This is a genomic window from Spiribacter pallidus, assembly GCF_040838495.1.
In the GTDB taxonomy this organism is placed as follows: Bacteria; Pseudomonadota; Gammaproteobacteria; order Nitrococcales; family Nitrococcaceae; genus Spiribacter; species Spiribacter pallidus.
In genome coordinates, this window is sequence record NZ_JBAKFM010000001.1 from 372,869 (window position 1) to 390,145 (window position 17,277).

General features: G+C 65.8%; 15 protein-coding genes. 5 read left to right on the forward strand and 10 right to left on the reverse strand.

The features are described 5' to 3' along the window. Positions 1-70 precede the first annotated feature (70 nt). Positions 71-1,069 (forward strand): EF-P beta-lysylation protein EpmB, encoded by a 999-nt coding sequence (gene epmB / locus V6X73_RS01805; protein ID WP_367958027.1) that lies wholly within the window; start codon positions 71-73, stop codon positions 1,067-1,069. Between the two features lie 31 nt (positions 1,070-1,100). Here the strand turns inward: epmB and htpX are convergent, their stop codons facing one another. Genes htpX through parE form a run of 3 tightly spaced genes read right to left on the reverse strand, consistent with a single transcriptional unit; the run spans position 1,101 to position 6,172 of the window. Next, the gene (gene htpX / locus V6X73_RS01810; protein ID WP_367958026.1) at positions 1,101-1,985 is read right to left on the reverse strand and encodes a protease HtpX; all 885 of its coding nucleotides are present in this window, start codon (positions 1,983-1,985) and stop codon (positions 1,101-1,103) included. A gap of 4 nt (positions 1,986-1,989) precedes the next feature. Next, a complete protein-coding gene (gene parC / locus V6X73_RS01815; protein ID WP_367958025.1) occupies positions 1,990-4,236 on the reverse strand; it encodes a DNA topoisomerase IV subunit A in 2,247 nt (748 codons plus the stop codon). A gap of 43 nt (positions 4,237-4,279) precedes the next feature. Beyond that, on the reverse strand, positions 4,280-6,172 hold the full coding sequence (parE, locus tag V6X73_RS01820) for a DNA topoisomerase IV subunit B (RefSeq protein WP_367958024.1): 1,893 nt from the start codon (positions 6,170-6,172) through the stop codon (positions 4,280-4,282). Between the two features lie 126 nt (positions 6,173-6,298). On the opposite strand from parE, the gene V6X73_RS01825 reads away from it, so the two are divergent. Continuing rightward, positions 6,299-6,547, forward strand: a complete 249-nt coding sequence (locus V6X73_RS01825) for an exodeoxyribonuclease VII small subunit (RefSeq protein ID WP_367958023.1) — start codon at positions 6,299-6,301, stop codon at positions 6,545-6,547. Then, positions 6,534-7,427: a polyprenyl synthetase family protein gene (locus tag V6X73_RS01830; protein ID WP_367958022.1), complete on the forward strand. Its 894-nt coding sequence runs from the start codon at positions 6,534-6,536 to the stop codon at positions 7,425-7,427. The genes V6X73_RS01825 and V6X73_RS01830 overlap by 14 nt, the downstream gene beginning before the upstream one ends. On the opposite strand, the gene typA is transcribed toward V6X73_RS01830, so the two are convergent. The 5 genes from typA to V6X73_RS01855 form a co-directional block, all read right to left on the reverse strand. Beyond that, positions 7,428-9,266 (reverse strand): translational GTPase TypA, encoded by a 1,839-nt coding sequence (gene typA / locus V6X73_RS01835; RefSeq protein ID WP_367958021.1) that lies wholly within the window; start codon positions 9,264-9,266, stop codon positions 7,428-7,430. 126 nt (positions 9,267-9,392) lie between these two features. Beyond that, the gene (locus tag V6X73_RS01840; RefSeq protein WP_367958020.1) at positions 9,393-10,856 is read right to left on the reverse strand and encodes a TrkH family potassium uptake protein; all 1,464 of its coding nucleotides are present in this window, start codon (positions 10,854-10,856) and stop codon (positions 9,393-9,395) included. 3 nt (positions 10,857-10,859) lie between these two features. Beyond that, complete coding sequence (locus V6X73_RS01845; RefSeq protein ID WP_367958019.1) at positions 10,860-11,540, reverse strand: potassium channel family protein; 681 nt, start codon at positions 11,538-11,540, stop codon at positions 10,860-10,862. Between the two features lie 40 nt (positions 11,541-11,580). Further along, positions 11,581-12,591, reverse strand: coding sequence for a serine/threonine protein kinase (locus tag V6X73_RS01850; RefSeq protein ID WP_367958018.1), 1,011 nt, complete (start codon positions 12,589-12,591; stop codon positions 11,581-11,583). Next, the gene (locus tag V6X73_RS01855; protein WP_367981205.1) at positions 12,588-13,433 is read right to left on the reverse strand and encodes a PHP domain-containing protein; all 846 of its coding nucleotides are present in this window, start codon (positions 13,431-13,433) and stop codon (positions 12,588-12,590) included. The genes V6X73_RS01850 and V6X73_RS01855 overlap by 4 nt, the downstream gene beginning before the upstream one ends. Positions 13,434-13,522: 89 nt before the next feature. On the opposite strand from V6X73_RS01855, the gene V6X73_RS01860 reads away from it, so the two are divergent. Together V6X73_RS01860 and argF are read left to right on the forward strand one after the other, a co-directional pair. Next, positions 13,523-14,725, forward strand: coding sequence for an acetylornithine transaminase (locus tag V6X73_RS01860; protein ID WP_367958016.1), 1,203 nt, complete (start codon positions 13,523-13,525; stop codon positions 14,723-14,725). 19 nt (positions 14,726-14,744) lie between these two features. Further along, on the forward strand, positions 14,745-15,674 hold the full coding sequence (gene argF / locus V6X73_RS01865; protein ID WP_367958015.1) for an ornithine carbamoyltransferase: 930 nt from the start codon (positions 14,745-14,747) through the stop codon (positions 15,672-15,674). Here argF and phoU read toward each other — a convergent pair. Together phoU and pstB are read right to left on the reverse strand one after the other, a co-directional pair. Next, entirely contained in the window at positions 15,671-16,393 is a 723-nt protein-coding gene (gene phoU, locus V6X73_RS01870) for a phosphate signaling complex protein PhoU (RefSeq protein ID WP_367958014.1), read from the reverse strand. The two genes, argF and phoU, sit on opposite strands and share 4 nt — an antisense overlap. 22 nt (positions 16,394-16,415) lie before the next feature. After that, positions 16,416-17,270: a phosphate ABC transporter ATP-binding protein PstB gene (pstB, locus tag V6X73_RS01875; RefSeq protein ID WP_407810450.1), complete on the reverse strand. Its 855-nt coding sequence runs from the start codon at positions 17,268-17,270 to the stop codon at positions 16,416-16,418. Positions 17,271-17,277: the final 7 nt, after the last annotated feature.

Here is a 17,277-nt window from a genome sequence, read left to right on the forward strand (position 1 = left end):
TTCAGGCGCGGCCGCCGGCGGCGGCCAGGAATGGCGATGCATGCTAACGGAAAACCCCGGGGGATGACATATGAGCGCAGCGCCGTGGCAACGCGAGTGGCAGACCGCCATCCGCGAACCGGCCGAGCTGATCGATGCACTGAAACTGGACCCGGCGCTGGTGACGCCGGCCCGACGCGCGGCCGAGGGCTTCGAGCTGCGCGTCCCCAGAGCCTTTCTCGAGCGCATCGAGCCGGGCAACCCGCGCGACCCTCTGCTGCAGCAGGTCCTGCCAGTGGACCTGGAAACCGGCACCCCGCCCGATTTTGTCAAGGATCCGGTGGGCGACGGCGCCAGCCTGCAAAACGGCGGCGTCATCCACAAATACCACGGCCGTGCCCTGCTGATCGCCACCGGCGCCTGCGCCATCAACTGCCGGTACTGCTTCCGGCGGCATTTTCCCTACGCCGAGGCCAATGCCAGCACCGGACAATGGCGAAACGCCCTGGCCTACCTACAAGGCGACACGAGCCTCCACGAGGTCATCCTCAGCGGCGGCGATCCGCTCAGCCTTGCTGATCGACGACTCAGCGCCCTGGCCGAAGCGCTGCAGGCCATCCCCCACCTGCGCCGGCTGCGCATCCACAGCCGCCTGCCGGTGGTCCTGCCAAGCCGTGTCGACGATGACTTACTGGCCTGGCTGGCCGGTGGTCGGCTGACCCCGGTCATGGTCATCCATGCCAATCATCCCAACGAACTGGATGACCGGGTTGGCTCTGCCATGCGTCGGCTGCAGGCCGCGGGGGTGCGGTTGTTCAACCAGACCGTTCTGCTGCGCGATATCAACGACGATGCCGCCGTGCTGACCGAACTCAGCGAGCGGCTGTTCTCGATCGGCGTCCAGCCCTATTACCTGCATCTGCTGGATCGGGTCGAGGGCGCGGGCCATTTCGAGGTCGATGAGCGCCGGGCCTGTCAGGTGATGCAGGCGCTGGCATCACAGCTACCCGGCTATCTGCTGCCCCGGCTGGTACGCGAGGTGGCCGGCGAGCCGTGGAAGGTGCCGATTGACTGGAGCGGCGGCTGTTGAAAAGCGGCTCCCGCCAGGGGGATCCATGCCGCTACCCCCGCCGCAGCGCCTCGATGCGGGCCTCGATGGGCGGATGCGACATGAACCAGCGCTTGAACCCACCCCGGGCAATCCGGCCGGATATCCCGAACGCCTCCATCTGATCCGGAAGATCCTCGGCCGGGGGCGTCCCGGCCAGTCGCTGCAGCGCGGCGATCATCTTGTCACGATCCGATAGTCGCGCCGCGCCCGCGTCCGCGCGGAATTCCCGTTGCCGCGAAAACCACATCACGATCACCGAGGCGGCCACCGCCAGGAGGATTTCGGCCACGATCGTCGTAATCCAGAACCCTGGCCCGTGACCGCGCTCGTTCTTGAAGACCACACGGTCGACAAAATGCCCGATCAGCCGGGCGAGGAAGATCACAAAGGTGTTGATGACCCCCTGGATCAGGGCAAGGGTAATCATATCGCCGTTCTGGATATGACTGACTTCGTGGGCCAGTACCGCCTCGGCCTCGTCCCGGGTCATGGTGTCGAGCAGCCCGCTGCTGACCGCTACGAGGGCGTTGTTGCGGCTCATGCCGGTGGCAAAGGCATTCACCTGGGGGGATTCGTAGACCCCGACCTCGGGCATGCCGACTCCGGCCGCCGCGGCCTGGCGTCGGACGGTCTCAATTAGCCACTGCGCCTGCTCGCCCTGTGGCCGATCGATGACACGCACCCCCATGGCCCGTTTGGCCATCCACTTCGAGATGGCCAGCGACAGAAAGCTGCCGCCCATCCCGAACACCGCGGCAAAAATCAAAAGGGCACGGTAATCCAGGGCACCGCCGTCGGCTTCGAGCAGGCGATCCACGCCAAGCAGCCGCAGGACAATGCCCAGGACGACGATAATGGCGATGTTGGTCCCCAGAAAAAGCAGTATCCGCCTCACGGATCTAGCCCCCCTGTTGTCCTGACAACCCGTCCACCCGCTGGAACCCCCGGGGCAACGCCTTGCCCCGGCGTCCCCGCTCGCCCTCATAGCCAGCCAGGTCACCGGCTTTGAGGGTGAGGTGGCGTTTTCCGGCCGCCACCACCAGTGGCTGACCATCGCCCAGCACGCACAGGCCGGCGACCTTCTCGCTTGCATCCTTGCGCCGGGCGGCGGGAATATCAATCAGTTTGTTGCCCTTGCCCCTTGGCAGCTCGGGCAGCTGATCCAGCGCAAAGACCAGCAACCGGCCAGCCGTGGTCGCCACCGCCACCTGGGCGGCCTGGGGCGGGATGCTGACCGGCGCGATGATCGACCCGCCGCCCAGGTTGAGCACTGCTTTGCCCGCCTTCTGCCGGCCCTGCAGGTGCTTGAGGCGGGTGACAAACCCGTAGCCGGTATCCGCTGCCAGCAGCACCCCTTCGTCAGGCTCGCCGCAGAGCACATGAACAAAATAGCCGCCCTGGGGGGGCTGCAACCGGCCGGTGAGCGGTTCGCCCTGGCCGCGGGCCGAAGGCAGCGTATGGGCCGGCAGGCTGTAACTCCGCCCCAGGGTGTCCAGAAACACCGCCCACTGGTTGCTGCGCCCGGGCGCCGCATCGGCAAAGCCATCGCCGGCGCGATAGGAGAGCTTTTGCGGGTCGATATCGTGACCCTTCGCCGCCCGTGCCCAGCCTTTCTGGGATAACACCACCGTGACCGGTTCGCTGGGCAGCAGATCCTGCTCGCTGAGCGCCCGGGCGCTGTCGCGTTCGACCAATGGCGAACGCCGGTCGTCGCCGTACTGCTCGGCATCCGCCTGCAGCTCGGATTGAATGAGCCGGGTCATGCGCGCCCGCGAGCCCAGAGTTTTTTGCAGCTGGTCCCGCTCGGCGGCCAGCTCATCCTGTTCCCCCCGGATTTTCATCTCCTCGAGCCGGGCCAGATGCCGCAACCGCAGCTCGAGGATGGCCTCGGCCTGGGTCTGGGAAAGGCCGAAGCGCTCCATCAGTGCTGGCTTGGGCTCGTCGGCTTCACGGATGATGGCGATGACCTCATCGATATTGAGGTAAGCCACCAACAGCCCCTCGAGGACGTGCAGCCGGGCCTCGACCTTGTCAAGGCGCCACGCCAGCCGTCGTCGGACCGTCTCGCGGCGGTAGTCTAGCCATTCGGCCAGCAGCTCGCGGAGATTGCGCACGCGGGGCCGACCGTCCAGACCGATCACGTTGAGATTGACCCGATAGGTTTTCTCCAGATCGGTGGTTGCGAACAGGTGCTGCATCACCTCGTCGGCATCGACCCGGTTGGAGCGCAGGGTAATCACCAGCCGAGTGGGGTTTTCATGATCGGACTCATCCCGCAGGTCATCGACCATGGGAAGCTTTTTCGCCTGCATCTGTGCGGCGATCTGCTCGAGCACCCGCGAGCCCGATACCTGGAATGGCAGCGCAGTGACGATCACATCCCGGCTGTCCTGCTCCCAGCGCGCGCGCAGGCGCAGCCCACCCTGACCGGTTTCATAGAGCCGGTGGACTTCCGCCGCCGGCGTGATGATCTCGGCTTCGGTGGGAAAATCCGGTCCCTTGATGTGCTCACAAAGGGCGGCAACATCCGCATCCGGCTCGTCAAGCAGGCGAATGCAGGCAGCGGCCACCTCGCGCAGGTTATGGGGCGGGATGTCCGTGGCCATGCCAACGGCGATGCCTGTCCCGCCATTGAGCAGCACATTGGGCACCCGGGCCGGCAAAGTCACCGGCTCATCCAGGCTGCCGTCAAAATTGGGCTGCCACTCGACAGTCCCCTGCCCCAGCTCCTCGAGCAAGAGCCGGCTGTAGGGCGCTAGACGCGCTTCGGTATAGCGCATGGCGGCGAAGGACTTGGGGTCGTCCGCCGAGCCCCAGTTGCCCTGCCCATCCACCAACGGATAGCGGTAGCTGAAGGGCTGGGCCATGAGCACCATGGCCTCGTAGCAGGCGGAGTCGCCGTGGGGATGGTACTTGCCTAGCACATCGCCAACGGTCCGGGCCGATTTCTTGTGCTTGGCCGCCGCCGACAGGCCGAGCTCGGACATGGCGTAGACAATCCGCCGCTGCACGGGCTTGAGCCCGTCCCCGACATGGGGCAGTGCCCGGTCGAGGATGACGTACATGGAATAGTCCAGGTACGCCTTTTCGGTGAACTCATGTAACGGTCGGCGCTCGTAGTCCGGGCCCTGGGTCTGTTCGCTCATGCGCTTATCCTGTCATTCCCTGTTGCTCGGCGGTGATGGCTGATCACACCAGCACCTCGGCCAGATCCCCCTTGCGCTCCAGCCAGGCTCGTCGCTGGGCGGCCGCCCGTTTGCCCAGGAGCATGGCCATGAGGCTTTCGGTCTGCTCGGGGGCATCGACGGTGAGCTGGACCAGCCGCCGGGTATCCCGCGCCATGGTAGTCTCGCGGAGCTGGAGCGGGTTCATCTCGCCCAGCCCCTTGAAGCGGGTGGTGGCCACCTTGCCTTTGCGATTCTCGGCGGCGATCCGATCGAGAATCCCCCGGCGTTCGTCCTCATCAAGCGCATACCAGGTGTCCTTGCCCACATCGATGCGATAGAGCGGCGGCATGGCCATAAACACATGCCCGGCCCGGACCAGGGCGGGGAAGTGCTTGAGAAAAAGGGCGCAGAGCAATGTGGCGATGTGAGCGCCATCCGGATCGGCATCCGCGAGCACGCAAACCTTGCCATAGCGCAGCCCGGTGAGATCTTCCGAGCCGGGCTCGATCCCGAGTGCCACGGCGATGTCGTGGACCTCCTGCGAGGCCATGACTTCGGCCGGGTCGACCTCCCAGGTGTTGAGAATCTTGCCACGCAGGGGCATCACCGCCTGGTACTCACGATCCCGGGCCTGCTTGGCCGAGCCACCGGCGGAGTCACCCTCGACTAAAAAGAGCTCGCTGATCGCCGGGTCCTGGACCGTGCAGTCGGCCAGCTTTCCCGGCAGGGCCGGCCCCTGGGTCACCCGTTTGCGGGTCACCTTGCGGGCCGCCCGCATGCGTCGCTGGGCACTGGCAAGCACCAGCTCGACGAGCTTTTCGGCCTCGGCGGTATGCTCATTGAGCCACAGACTGAAGGCATCCTTGACCACGCCCGAGACAAAGGTGGCGCATTCACGCGATGACAACCGCTCCTTGGTCTGCCCCGAGAACTGAGGCTCCTCGAGCTTGACCGACAACACGTAGGCCACCCGCTCCCAGACATCCTCGGGGGCAATCCGCACCCCCCGGGGCAGGAGGTTGCGAAACTCGCAGAACTCGCGCAGCGCCTCGGTCAGGCCGGTGCGCAGGCCATTGACATGAGTGCCGCCCTGCAGCGTCGGGATCAGATTGACGTAGCTTTCCTGAATGGTTTCGGTGGGCTCTGGCAGCCACACAACGGCCCATTCGGCCGCCTCGTGCTCGGCGGCGAACCGGCCGATGAAGCCCGTCTCGGGGATGCGGGGCTGATCCCCCAACGCGCCGGTCAGATAGTCGGCGAGTCCGTTTTCGTAGTACCACACCGTCTCCTCGCCACTGGCCTCTTCCAGCAGCCGCATGGTCAGCCCCGGACAGAGCACCGCCTTGGCGCGCAGAACATGTCGAAGTCGCGGCACCGAGAACTTCGCCGAATCGAAATATCGGGCGTCCGGCCAGAAATGCAGCCGTGTCCCGGTATTCCGTCGGCCAACCTCGCCCTGCGCATGCAGGTCCTGGACCTTCTCGCCATCGGCGAAGGCCATCTGCCAGGCCTGCCCGTCACGGCGAATGGTCACTTCGAGCCGTGTCGACAGGGCATTGACCACCGAGACACCGACGCCATGCAGGCCGCCGGAGAACTGGTAGCTCTCGCGCGAGAACTTGCCGCCGGCGTGCAGCCGGCTGAGGATGACCTCGACCCCCGGCGCCCCCTCTTCGGGGTGGACATCCACGGGCATGCCACGGCCGTCGTCGCTGACCGAAAGCGATCCGTCCCGATGCAGTGTCACGTCAATGCGACGACAGTGACCGGCCATGGCCTCATCGACGCTGTTGTCGATGACCTCCTGGGCCAGATGGTTGGGCCGGCTGGTATCGGTGTACATACCGGGCCGGCGGCGCACCGGGTCGAGGCCGGTGAGCACCTCGATGGCCGCGGAATCATAGCGTTCGCTCATAGTCGGCGCCGATGCCTCCAGTCAGTGGCTGAACAATTGCGGGCAAGCCCGTGACGCGCCGAAGTGTAACGCCTACCCCGGCGACCGGCGAGTGCGGCGATCGGCCTGTCGCGATAGACTTAAAGGATGAGTGACGAAGAGAAAGCGCCGGACTTTGAAGCGGCGATCAAAACCCTGGAAGGGCTGGTCGAGCAGATGGAACGCGGTGACCTGAGCCTGGAGCAGTCATTGCAGTGCTTCGAGAAAGGGATCCGCCTGACCCGCGAATGCCAGAAAGCCCTGACCGAGGCCGAGCAGCGGGTGGAAATCCTCATGGGCAAGGACGCCGACGCCGAACCGGAACCCTTCGGCGAGGCGGACGATGACAACCCTTGACGCGGCGCTGACGGATACCCGCCACCGCATCGAGACCGCCCTGAATGCGGTGCTGCCCGATGCGGCCCTGCCACCCGAGCGGCTCCACGAGGCGATGCGCTACGCCACCCTGGCCCCCGGCAAGCGGCTGCGCCCCTTTCTTGTCTACCAGGCCGGCGGGCTTTTCGGGGAAACCGGCCCGGCGCTGGATCCGCCAGCCTGCGCGGTGGAGATGATCCACGCCTATTCACTGATCCACGACGATCTGCCCGCCATGGACGACGATGACCTGCGACGGGGTCGGGCGACCTGTCATCGCGCCTTTGACGAGGCCACCGCCATCCTCGCCGGTGATGCGCTGCAGTCGCTGGCCTTCCGGCTGCTGGCCGCCGCCGAGACGCCGGCGCCGGCCCATCGGCTTGCCATGATCGAGACCCTGGCCGCGGCGATCGGCTCGCGCGGCATGGCCGGCGGCCAGGCCCTGGATCTGGCGGCGGTGGGCGGCACCCCGGACGCGGCGGATCTCGAGGACATGCATTCGCACAAGACCGGCGCGTTGATCCTGGCCAGTCTGCGGCTGGGCGTCCTGGCCGCCGGTGCAGTCGATGCGGATGCCGCGCAGCGCACGGCGCTGGATGCCTACGGCCGCTGCATCGGCCTGGCCTTTCAGGTCCAGGACGATATTCTCGACGTCGCCGGCGACCCGCAACAGCTGGGCAAGGCCAGCGGCGCGGACGCCCGGCATGACAAAACCACCTATCCCGGTTTGCTGGGTATGGAAAAGGCCCGTGCCTTTGCCGTCGAACTCAAGGACCGGGCCATTGCGGCACTGGAGCCATTCGGCAGCGCCGCAGACCCGCTGCGGCGACTTGCCGAGTACGTGATCAAGCGCGATCGCTGATCAGCCCGCCGACTTGGCGGCCCGCTTGCGCTCATGCTCTTTGAGGTATTTCTTGCGCACGCGGATGGCTGCCGGGGTCACCTCGACCAGCTCATCGTCATCGATGAACTCCAGCGCCTGCTCCAGCGTCTGGCGCTGGGGCGGCGTGAGGATGATGTTTTCGTCCGACCCGGCGGCGCGGACGTTGGTGAGCTGCTTGGCCTTCATGGGGTTGACCACCAGATCGTTGTCACGGCTGTGCAGCCCGATGACCATGCCCTCGTAGACCGCTTCACCCGGGCCGATGAAAAGCTTGCCCCGGTCCTGGAGGTTAAATAGCGCATAGGCAAGCGCCTTGCCGTCGGCCATGGCGATCAGCACACCGTTGATGCGCTGCCCGTAATCGGCGGGCTTGGCCGGGCCGTAGTGGTCAAAGACGTGGTACATCAACCCGGTGCCGGAGGTCGCGGTCAGAAACTCGGTGCGAAAGCCGATCAGACCCCGGGCCGGTATGATGTAATCGAGCCGCACCCGCCCACGACCATCGGGCAGCATGTCGGTGAGTTCGCCACCCCGCTCGCCCAGCCGTTGCATGACCGCGCCCTGGTAGTCCTCTTCGACGTCCACGGTCAACTGCTCGAAGGGCTCCTCGAGCCGGCCGTCCACCTCGCGGGTGATGACCTCGGGACGCGACACACCCAACTCGTAGCCCTCACGACGCATGTTCTCGATGAGGATGCCCAGATGCAGCTCGCCGCGGCCCGAGACCCGGAACTTCTCCGGGTCCTCGGTATCCTCGACACGCAGCGCCACGTTGTGGACCAGTTCGCGCATCAGCCGGTCGCGCAACTGCCGCGAGGTGACGTACTTGCCTTCGCGGCCGACAAACGGCGATGTATTGACCTGAAAGGTCATCGACACGGTCGGCTCATCGACGGTAAGCGCCGGCAGCGGCTCGACGGAAGCGGGGTCGCACAGGGTATCCGAGATATTGATCCCGTCGATGCCGGTAAAGGCGATGATATCGCCGGCGCTCGCCTCCGGCACCTCGACCCGCTCGAGGCCCATGAACCCCAGAACCTGCAAAAGACGCACCTGACGCTTGTTGCGATCCCGGTCGATGCAACTGAGTGTCTGCCCGCTTTTGACCTGACCGCGCTCGATGCGGCCGATGCCGATGACCCCCACATAGCTGTTGTAATCGAGGCTGATGACCTGCATGCGAAACGGCCCGTCGGCATCCACCTCGGGTGACGGCACACTGTCACGAATGAGTTCGAAAAGCGGCGTCATGTCACCGCTTCGCACCTCGGCCTCGGTGCCGGCGTAACCGTTCAGTGCCGAGGCGTAGATCACCGGAAAATCCAGCTGCTCGTCGCTCGCGCCCAGGTTGTCGAAAAGATCAAAGGTCTTGTCCGCAACCCAGTCCGGTCGCGCCCCGTCGCGATCGACCTTGTTCACGACCACGATAGGCTTGAGCCCCCGGGCCAGGGCCTTCTGGGTGACAAAGCGCGTCTGCGGCATGGGGCCATCCACAGCGTCCACCAGTAGCAGCACCGAATCGACCATCGACAGTACCCGCTCGACCTCGCCGCCAAAGTCGGCGTGTCCCGGAGTATCGACGATGTTCACCCGCAGATCCTGCCATTGAATGGCGGTATTCTTGGACAGGATGGTGATGCCCCGCTCGCGTTCGAGGTCGTTCGAATCCATCACACGCTCCTGCGCCTCGCCACGGGACTCGAGGGTGCCGGATTGCTGCAGGAGCTGATCCACCAGCGTGGTCTTACCGTGGTCGACGTGGGCGATAATGGCGATGTTGCGCAGGTTGCGCACATCCGAGGCGTTGGCGTTGGTCATTGATTCTGCTCGCGGAAAGGCTGGATGCCCGGCGCTGCCCGCTTGGGTTGCTGCGCCGGAGCCGATGGGTTAAATCCTCCATTGTACAGACTGGCCGCCGTCCGTGCCGAGCAATCGACCGGTCGTTTAGCGTCTGCCCGCGGCCCATGCCGCAAGCACCAGCAGCGGGAAGATCTCCAACCGCCCGAGCAGCATCAGCGCGCTCAATACCAGGCTCGGCCCGGTACCCAGCCCGGGACCGGCCACGCCGGTGGCGAGCCCGGAGTTGAAAAGCGCCGAGGCGGTATCAAAAAAGACATGCCCGAGCCGGGTGTCCGCCGGCACCCCGTGCAGCATGACCAGAACGCCCAACAGCCAGAGCAGCATGAACATACCGATAAGCCGCGAAGCGATGCGGCCGAGCTCAGCCATGCGCTCGGGACTGACCCGCTCGCTGTCGTGACGAAGCACCACCACCTGATGCGGAGTGGCGCGGAGCTGGCGGAGCTGGGCGAGCAGGTCTTTGAGCAACAGGCTCACCCGCAGCAGCTTGACCCCGCCACTGGTCGAGCCGGCCATGCCGCCCATGATCAGGGCCAGCAACACCATCAGCAACGGGCCGTCCCCCCAGCCGGAGAGATCCGAGGCGGTAAAGCCGGCGGTGGTGACCGCAGAGACCCAGACGAAAACCGTGGTCAGGCCGCCCCCGTCACCCACGGTGAGCCAGCGTTCGAGTAGCAGCAGTGCCGCACCGCCCACCGTGACCCAGAGCAACAGCCGCAGCTCGGCCATTCGCCAGAGCCTCGGCGGCGCCACCCGCTCGACGATCAGCCGGTAGTGGATAACAAAACTCACCGCCCCGGCCAGCATGATGGGCAGATAGGCCAACTGCACCCGCGTTGGTGTATTCACAAGGCTTTGGTCGGTGATGGTAAACCCGCCGGTGGCGATGGCGGTCATGCCATGGTTGAGGGCCCGCCACCCGGGCTCGCCGGCCAGCCACAGCAGCCCGACGGCGATCAGTGTGTAGGCGAGATAGATCCCCCAGATGGCCCGGACGGTGGATTTGACCGTGGGCAGGATCTTCTCCTCGCGGGCTTCAGAGAAGTAAAGATTGATCGCGCCGCGCTCGGCCGGAAGGATCGCCAGCAGCAGCAGGATCACCCCGATGCCGCCCACCCATTGGCTCAGGCTTCGCCACCACTGGATATGCGCGGGCAGCCGGGCAGCCTGCTCGACCACGCTCAGCCCGGTGGAGGTAAAACCGGAGACCGATTCGAAAAGCGCGTGGGCCGGTGTATGAAAGCTGATCGCCGCCCCGGCCATCGCCGCCGGTGCCTGGGCGGCCAGCCACAGGGGCAACGCCCCGATCGCGGCAATCAACACCCAGCTGAGTGCGGCGATCAGCATCGATTGGTAACGCTGAAACCCCCCGGCCCCGCGGCTCGACCAGACCAGTCCCTGTCCGGCCGCCAGCGCCAGCGCGGCGGTGAAAAGCAGGTTGGCCAACGCCCAGCCCTCGTCCGCCCATGCCGCGACCGGCAACGAGACCAGCGCCATGATCCCGGGGATATGCAGCAAAAACCCGGTCCCACGAAGAATCTCGCGCAAGCTTCAGCCTTCCAGATGCTTTTCGCGGAAAACCCGGCGACGACGCCCGCGAAGACGCTCGGGCGCAAAAAGGATCAACCCGTCGCCGGCCGCCAGGGTCTCGTCATCGCTCAGGGCGCGGGTCTCGCCGTTGCGGATCCGGGCGACCAGCTCCAGATCACCATCCAGCCAGTCGCCCTGCTGCAGCTGCGCGTCGGTCAGCCCGATCAACGGCGAGTCCTCGCCGAGCTGGAGCTCGAGGATCTGCTGTCCGCCCCGCAATGTGGTCACATCGCTGGTCTCCGGCAGCAGCGTGATGTCCAACAGATGCTGCGCCACCAGCCGTTCGGGATCGGCCAGGATGCGCACACCCAGGCGTTTGAAAAGCCCCAGGTGGGTGGTGCCATTCACGGTACTGGTCAGTGTCTCGACGCCGGCCTCCTGGCCGAGCATCATCGCCATGAGGTTGGTGGCGTCGTCATCGGTGGTGGCGATCAATGCCTCCGCCCGCTCCAGCCGGGTCTCGCGAACAAAACCCTCATCGCCCACGTCCATGGCCAGCACCCGGGCATCGAACTGCGCGGCACAGGCGTCGGCCAGTGCCTGGTCCGGCTCCACTACCACCAGATCATTATGACCGGCGGCGAGGGCGCGCTGAACGAGGCTGACCCCGACGGTTCCGGCACCGATGACAACGATCATCATTGGCTGTGTCGCTCCCTGTCAAAACCCTCCAATGCCTGCATCATACGCACAGCGGCGGCTCCTGCATGGCGGCGGCCTGTTCACGCAGCGCCAGGATATGATCCTCCCAGTAGCGCGGTGTATCGAACCAGACAAAGGCCGCCGGAAAGGCCGGGTCCTGCCATCGCCGGGCAAGCCATGCCGCATAGCGCATCATGCGCATCGTCCGCAGTGCCTCGAGTAGGTGCAGCTCGCGGGGGTCGAAGTCGCGGAACTGCTCGTAGCCAACAAGCAGCTCGCTGAGCTGTCCGGTCCGCTCGGCGCGCTCGCCAGAGAGCATCATCCACAGATCCTGGATCGCCGGACCGCTCAGACAATCATCCAGATCCACCAGATGCGGGCCGGCATCGGTCCAGAGGATGTTGCCCGGATGGAAATCCCCATGCAGGCGAATCGCCTGCCAGGACGCCGCCCGCCGGAATGCCGCATCAATGTCGGTGAGCAGATCCTCGGTCACCGATCGATAGGCCGGCTCGAGATGATGGGGTATCCAGCCCTCGGCCAGCAGATTATCCCGGCTTTGCCGGGCCATCCAGTGCCAGTCGAGGGCGGGCCGGTGGGCGAAGGCATCCGACGCACCCACGTTGTGCAGCTGCCCCAGCAGACGGCCCAGCCACTGCAGCGTCTCGGGATGATCCAACGCCGGTGCATGCCCCCCGCGCCTTGGGTAGACCGCAAAGCGATAACCAGCGTGGTGATGAAGGCTTGCCCCCTGACAATCCAACGGGGCGACCACCGGCACCTCCTGTGCGGCCAGCGCCCGGGCAAAGTCGTGCTCCTCGGCGATGGCGGCGTCGGGCCAGCGCCCGGGACGATAGACCTTGACGATGACCGGCGGCTGGTCTTCGAGGCCCAGCTGATACACCCGGTTTTCAAAGCTGTTGAGCTCGAGCAACCGCCCGTCCGGCTCGAGGCCGATGGATTCGAGCATGGCCAGCAAGGTTACCGGCCCCAGATCGGCGAAAGGCCGACTCGGGCTGTTGGTATCGTCGAGCGGTTCGTCCACGCTCATTGCACACCCCCGAGATCCTCCCAGACCGGCGTGAGATCGCGCGGCAGCGGAGCCAGTCGCCCAATCTGGATCCAGGGGAAATCCGGATCGTGGAAATCCGAGCCCATCGAGGCTTTCAGCGTAAAGCGCCGGGCCAGCGCCGCCGCGGCGGCCAAGTCATCCCGCCCGCCGCCGGCATTCGAAACCTCGATGGCCGTCCCGCCGGCCTCGACAAAAGCGCTGATCGCCGCCCGCAATGCGCCGCGGGAGATGCGGTAGCGCAGCGGGTGGGCAAAGACGGCGATGCCGCCAGCCTGGCCAATCCAGTCGACCACTGCATCGATGCTGGCCCAGCTCACCGGCGCATAGCCGGGACGCCCCCGTTGCAGGAATCGATCGAAGGCTTGCTGGATATCCCGGGCATGACCGGCCTCGACCAGGCAACGCGCCACATGGGCCCGACCGGGGACGCCCCCGCCCACCATCGCGGCGAGGCGCCCTTCCAGATCCTCGATCCCGGCACGCTCGAGCCGAGTGACGATTTGCCGGGCGCGGGCTAGCCGGGCCCGCTGCTGGGCAGCGACGCCGTCCTGCAGACAACGGTTATCGACATCCACTCCCAGGCCGACAATATGGACAACGCCTCGGGCCCAACGCGCGGAGAGTTCAATGCCCGGCAGGCATCGGATACCGGCATCGGCCGCCGCCTTGCGGGCCTCGACCACGCCATCGAGGGTGTCATGATCGGTCAGGCTCATCAGCTCCACACCCGCCTCGGCGGCGCGCTGAACCACCGTGGCAGGCGACAAACGGCCGTCTGAGGCGGTACTGTGCATATGCAGATCAACAGTGCTTGCGAGCATGGGCGTTGCTTGTGGCGGCAATGCCCCCATCCTATAATGGAACGCTCGGCAGCCGCAGGCTGCCGTTTGTGTTTTCAGAGGCTGTCCGCATGTCTTCATCCACCCAGACACTGATGCCGACCTATACGCGTTTGCCGGTGGCGTTCCGGCGGGGGCGGGGTGCGTGGCTCGAAGACACCGACGGCCGACAGTATCTGGATGCCCTCTCGGGTATTGCCGTTTGCAACCTCGGGCATGCCCACCCCGCGGTGGCCGAGGCCGTGGCCGGACAGGCCCACACCCTGGTCCATACCTCCAACCTCTACGAAATCCCCCATCAGCAGGCGCTGGGTGACCGATTGGCCCAGCTGTCGGGACTCGAGCAGGTGTTCTTTGCCAATAGCGGCGCCGAAGCCAACGAAGCGGCGATCAAGCTGGCCCGCCTCTATGGCCACCACCGGGGGGTCGACCAACCCGAAATCCTGGTGGCGGAAAACGCCTTTCACGGCCGTACCCTCGGGGCCCTCGCCGCCACCGGCAACACCCGCGCCCAGACGGGCTTCGGCCCACTGCCGGGCGGGTTTGTGCGCGTGCCCTATGACGACATCCCCGCCATCGAACAGGCGGCATCAACCAACACCGTGGCGGTCTTCGTCGAACCCATCCAGGGCGAGGGCGGCATCGTAGTGCCCCATGATGGCTACCTGAGCAGGCTGCGGGCGCTTTGCGACCGTCATGGCTGGCTTTTGATGCTCGATGAGGTGCAGGCCGGCGTGGGCCGCACCGGGTATTGGTTCGGGCACCAGCACGAAGGCGTGCGACCGGATGTGATCACCCTGGCCAAGGCGCTCGCCAACGGCGTGCCCATCGGTGCCTGCCTGGCCGGTGGCGCCGCCGCCGGGGTACTGGGGCCGGGCAGTCACGGGACCACCTTTGGGGGCAACCCCCTGGCCACCCGGGCGGCCACGGCCGTGCTCGATACCATCAACGAAGAAGGGCTGATGGCCCGGGCCGAGACCCTGGGCAGCCGCATCCGCGGAGGATTTGCCCAGGCCCTCGATGGGCGCCCCAATATCGTGGACATCCGCGGCCGCGGATTGATGATCGGCATCGAACTGGCCGAGCCCTGCCCCGCCCTGGTGCAACAGGCCCTGGATGAAGGCGTGCTGATCAATGTCACCGCCGGCTCGGTGGTGCGTTTACTGCCACCAATGATCCTCAGCGACGCCGAGGCCGACCGGATCGTCGACCGGCTGGCGCCCCTGATCGCTGCCACCGCCACCGCGCAGGTCAGCCCGGCTGCCACGGCCTGAACGCTACAGGAAACCACCCATGTCGCTGCGTCATTTTCTCACCCTGGCCGATTTGACCGCTGATGAGCTCGAACGGCTGCTGCGACGCGCCGCCGAGCTAAGAGCCGCCCACTACAACGGCGCGCTTCATGAGCCCCTGCGGGGCCGGGTGCTGGGGATGATCTTCGAGAAATCCTCGACCCGCACCCGGGTGTCCTTCGAAGCGGGCATGGCGCAGCTCGGCGGGAGTGCGATCTTCCTCTCGCCGGCGGACAGCCAGTTGGGCCGGGGCGAGCCCATCGAGGATACCGCCCGTGTGCTCTCGGGCATGGTGGATGCGGTGATGATCCGTACCTTTGGCCATGAGAACGTGCAGCGATTTGCCGACGTCGCCTCGGTGCCGGTCATCAACGGGCTGACCGATGCCCACCATCCCTGTCAGCTGCTGGCCGATCTGATGACCTGGCAGAGCCACCGCCGCGAGATCACCGGCCGGACCGTGGCCTGGATGGGCGATGGCAACAACATGTGCCAGTCGTGGATGCAGGCCGCCGAACTCATGGGGTTCGATCTGCGCATCGGCTGCCCGCCCGGCTATGCGCCGGATGATCTGGATGCCTATCCGCGCAGCCGCCACGAGCCCGACCCCGACCGCGCCGCCGCCGGTGCCGATCTGGTGGTCACGGATGTCTGGGCGAGCATGGGGATGGAGGATGAGCAAAGCGCCCGACGGACCGCATTCGCCCCCTATCAGGTGACCGGCGCCATCATGGCGGCGGCAGGACCCGACGCCCTTTTCATGCACTGCCTCCCGGCCCACCGGGGCGAGGAAGTGGCCGCCGAGGTGATCGACGGGCCCCAGAGTGTGGTCTGGGAGGAGGCGGAAAACCGCCTCCACGCCCAAAAGGCGCTGCTCGAGTGGCTGATCACCGAATCGCTGGCGCCGGATGAGCCCCCGCGGGGCAATTAATGCCGGTCGCCGGTGGCCTCCTCGGCCATCTGCTCAAAGCTCGTGTGGCGGACATCCTTGCCGCGGACAAAATAGATGACGTACTCGCAGATATTGCGTGACCGGTCACCAATGCGCTCGAGCGATCGGGTCGCCCAGACGATATCCAGGACCGGCGGCACGGATTTCGGGTTTTCCTCGAGGTATTTCACCAGGTGCCGGATGATCGAGTCGTACTGGGCATCGGCCTTGATGTCCTCCTGAGCCACCCGCACCGCCTGCTCGGCATCCATTCGGGTGAAGGCATCCAGTGCGCCCCGGACCATGCCCTTGACGTTTTCGCCAAGGGCCGCGATCTCGGCCATCGGGCTGCGTTGCCGGTCCTCATCCAGCAGATGCAACGCCATGCGCCCCACCCGCTCGGCCTCATCGCCGATGCGCTCCAGATCGGTGATGGTCTTGATCACCGCCAGGATCAAACGCAGATCGCTGGCCGCCGGCTGACGCCGGGCCAGCACAGTGGTGCAGGCCTCATCCAGTTCCACCTCCATGGCGTTGACCCGATAGTCGCTGGTGACGACCTGCTCGCCCTTGGCCTGATCCCCATCCACCAGCGCCACGAGCGCCGCTTCGAGCTGCTGCTCCACCAGCCCACCCATGGTCATGACCCGGGTGATGATCTGCTCAAGATCCTCGTTGTACTGACGGGAGATATGCTGCGAGAAACCCTTGGTATCCATGGTGCGTGGCGCCCCTGTCGCCTCAGCCAAACCGGCCGGTGATGTAATCTTCGGTGCGCTGTTCCGTCGGATTGGTGAACAGCGTATCCGTGTCGCTGAACTCGACGATTTTGCCCATGTGGAAGAACGCCGTATACCCCGCGACCCGCGCCGCCTGCTGGAGATTGTGGGTGACGATGACAATGGTGTAGTTGTCCTTGAGCTCGTGGATCAGCTCCTCCACCGTCGCCGTGGCCAGAGGATCGAGCGCCGAAGCCGGCTCGTCCATGAGGATCACCTCGGGGTTCACGGCGATGGCCCGGGCAATGCAAAGCCGCTGCTGCTGGCCACCCGAGAGCTCGGTCCCCGGGGTATCCAGCCGGTCGGCCACCTCGTTCCACAGCCCGGCCCGCTTGAGCGACGATTCCACCAGGGCATCCAGCTCGGCGCGTGATGTCCCGGTGCCATGGAGCCGCGGCGCGTAAGCGATGTTCTCGTAAATGCTCTTGGGAAAGGGATTGGGCTTCTGGAACACCATCCCCACGTGGGTACGCAGCTGCACCACATCGACGCTGTGGTCGTAAATGTCCTCGCCGTCGAGCTCGACCCGGCCCTCGAGGCGCACCTCGGGGATCAAGTCATTCATGCGATTGAGACACCGCAGAAAGGTCGACTTGCCACACCCCGAGGGGCCGATCAGTGCTGTGACCTCGCGGCTGTACATATCCAGATTGATGTCGTGCAGTGCCTGGGTGTTGCCGTACCACAGGTTGAGGTCCCGGGCGCGCATGCGCACCTCCGGACGCTCTTTCTGCGACGGTCCGTTGTCGTTGTCGACGCCCTGCGTCATGGTCTGCCGCGCCTCTGTCGCCGTGTCGTTCGTCAGTTCAGTTTCCATGGTTTCC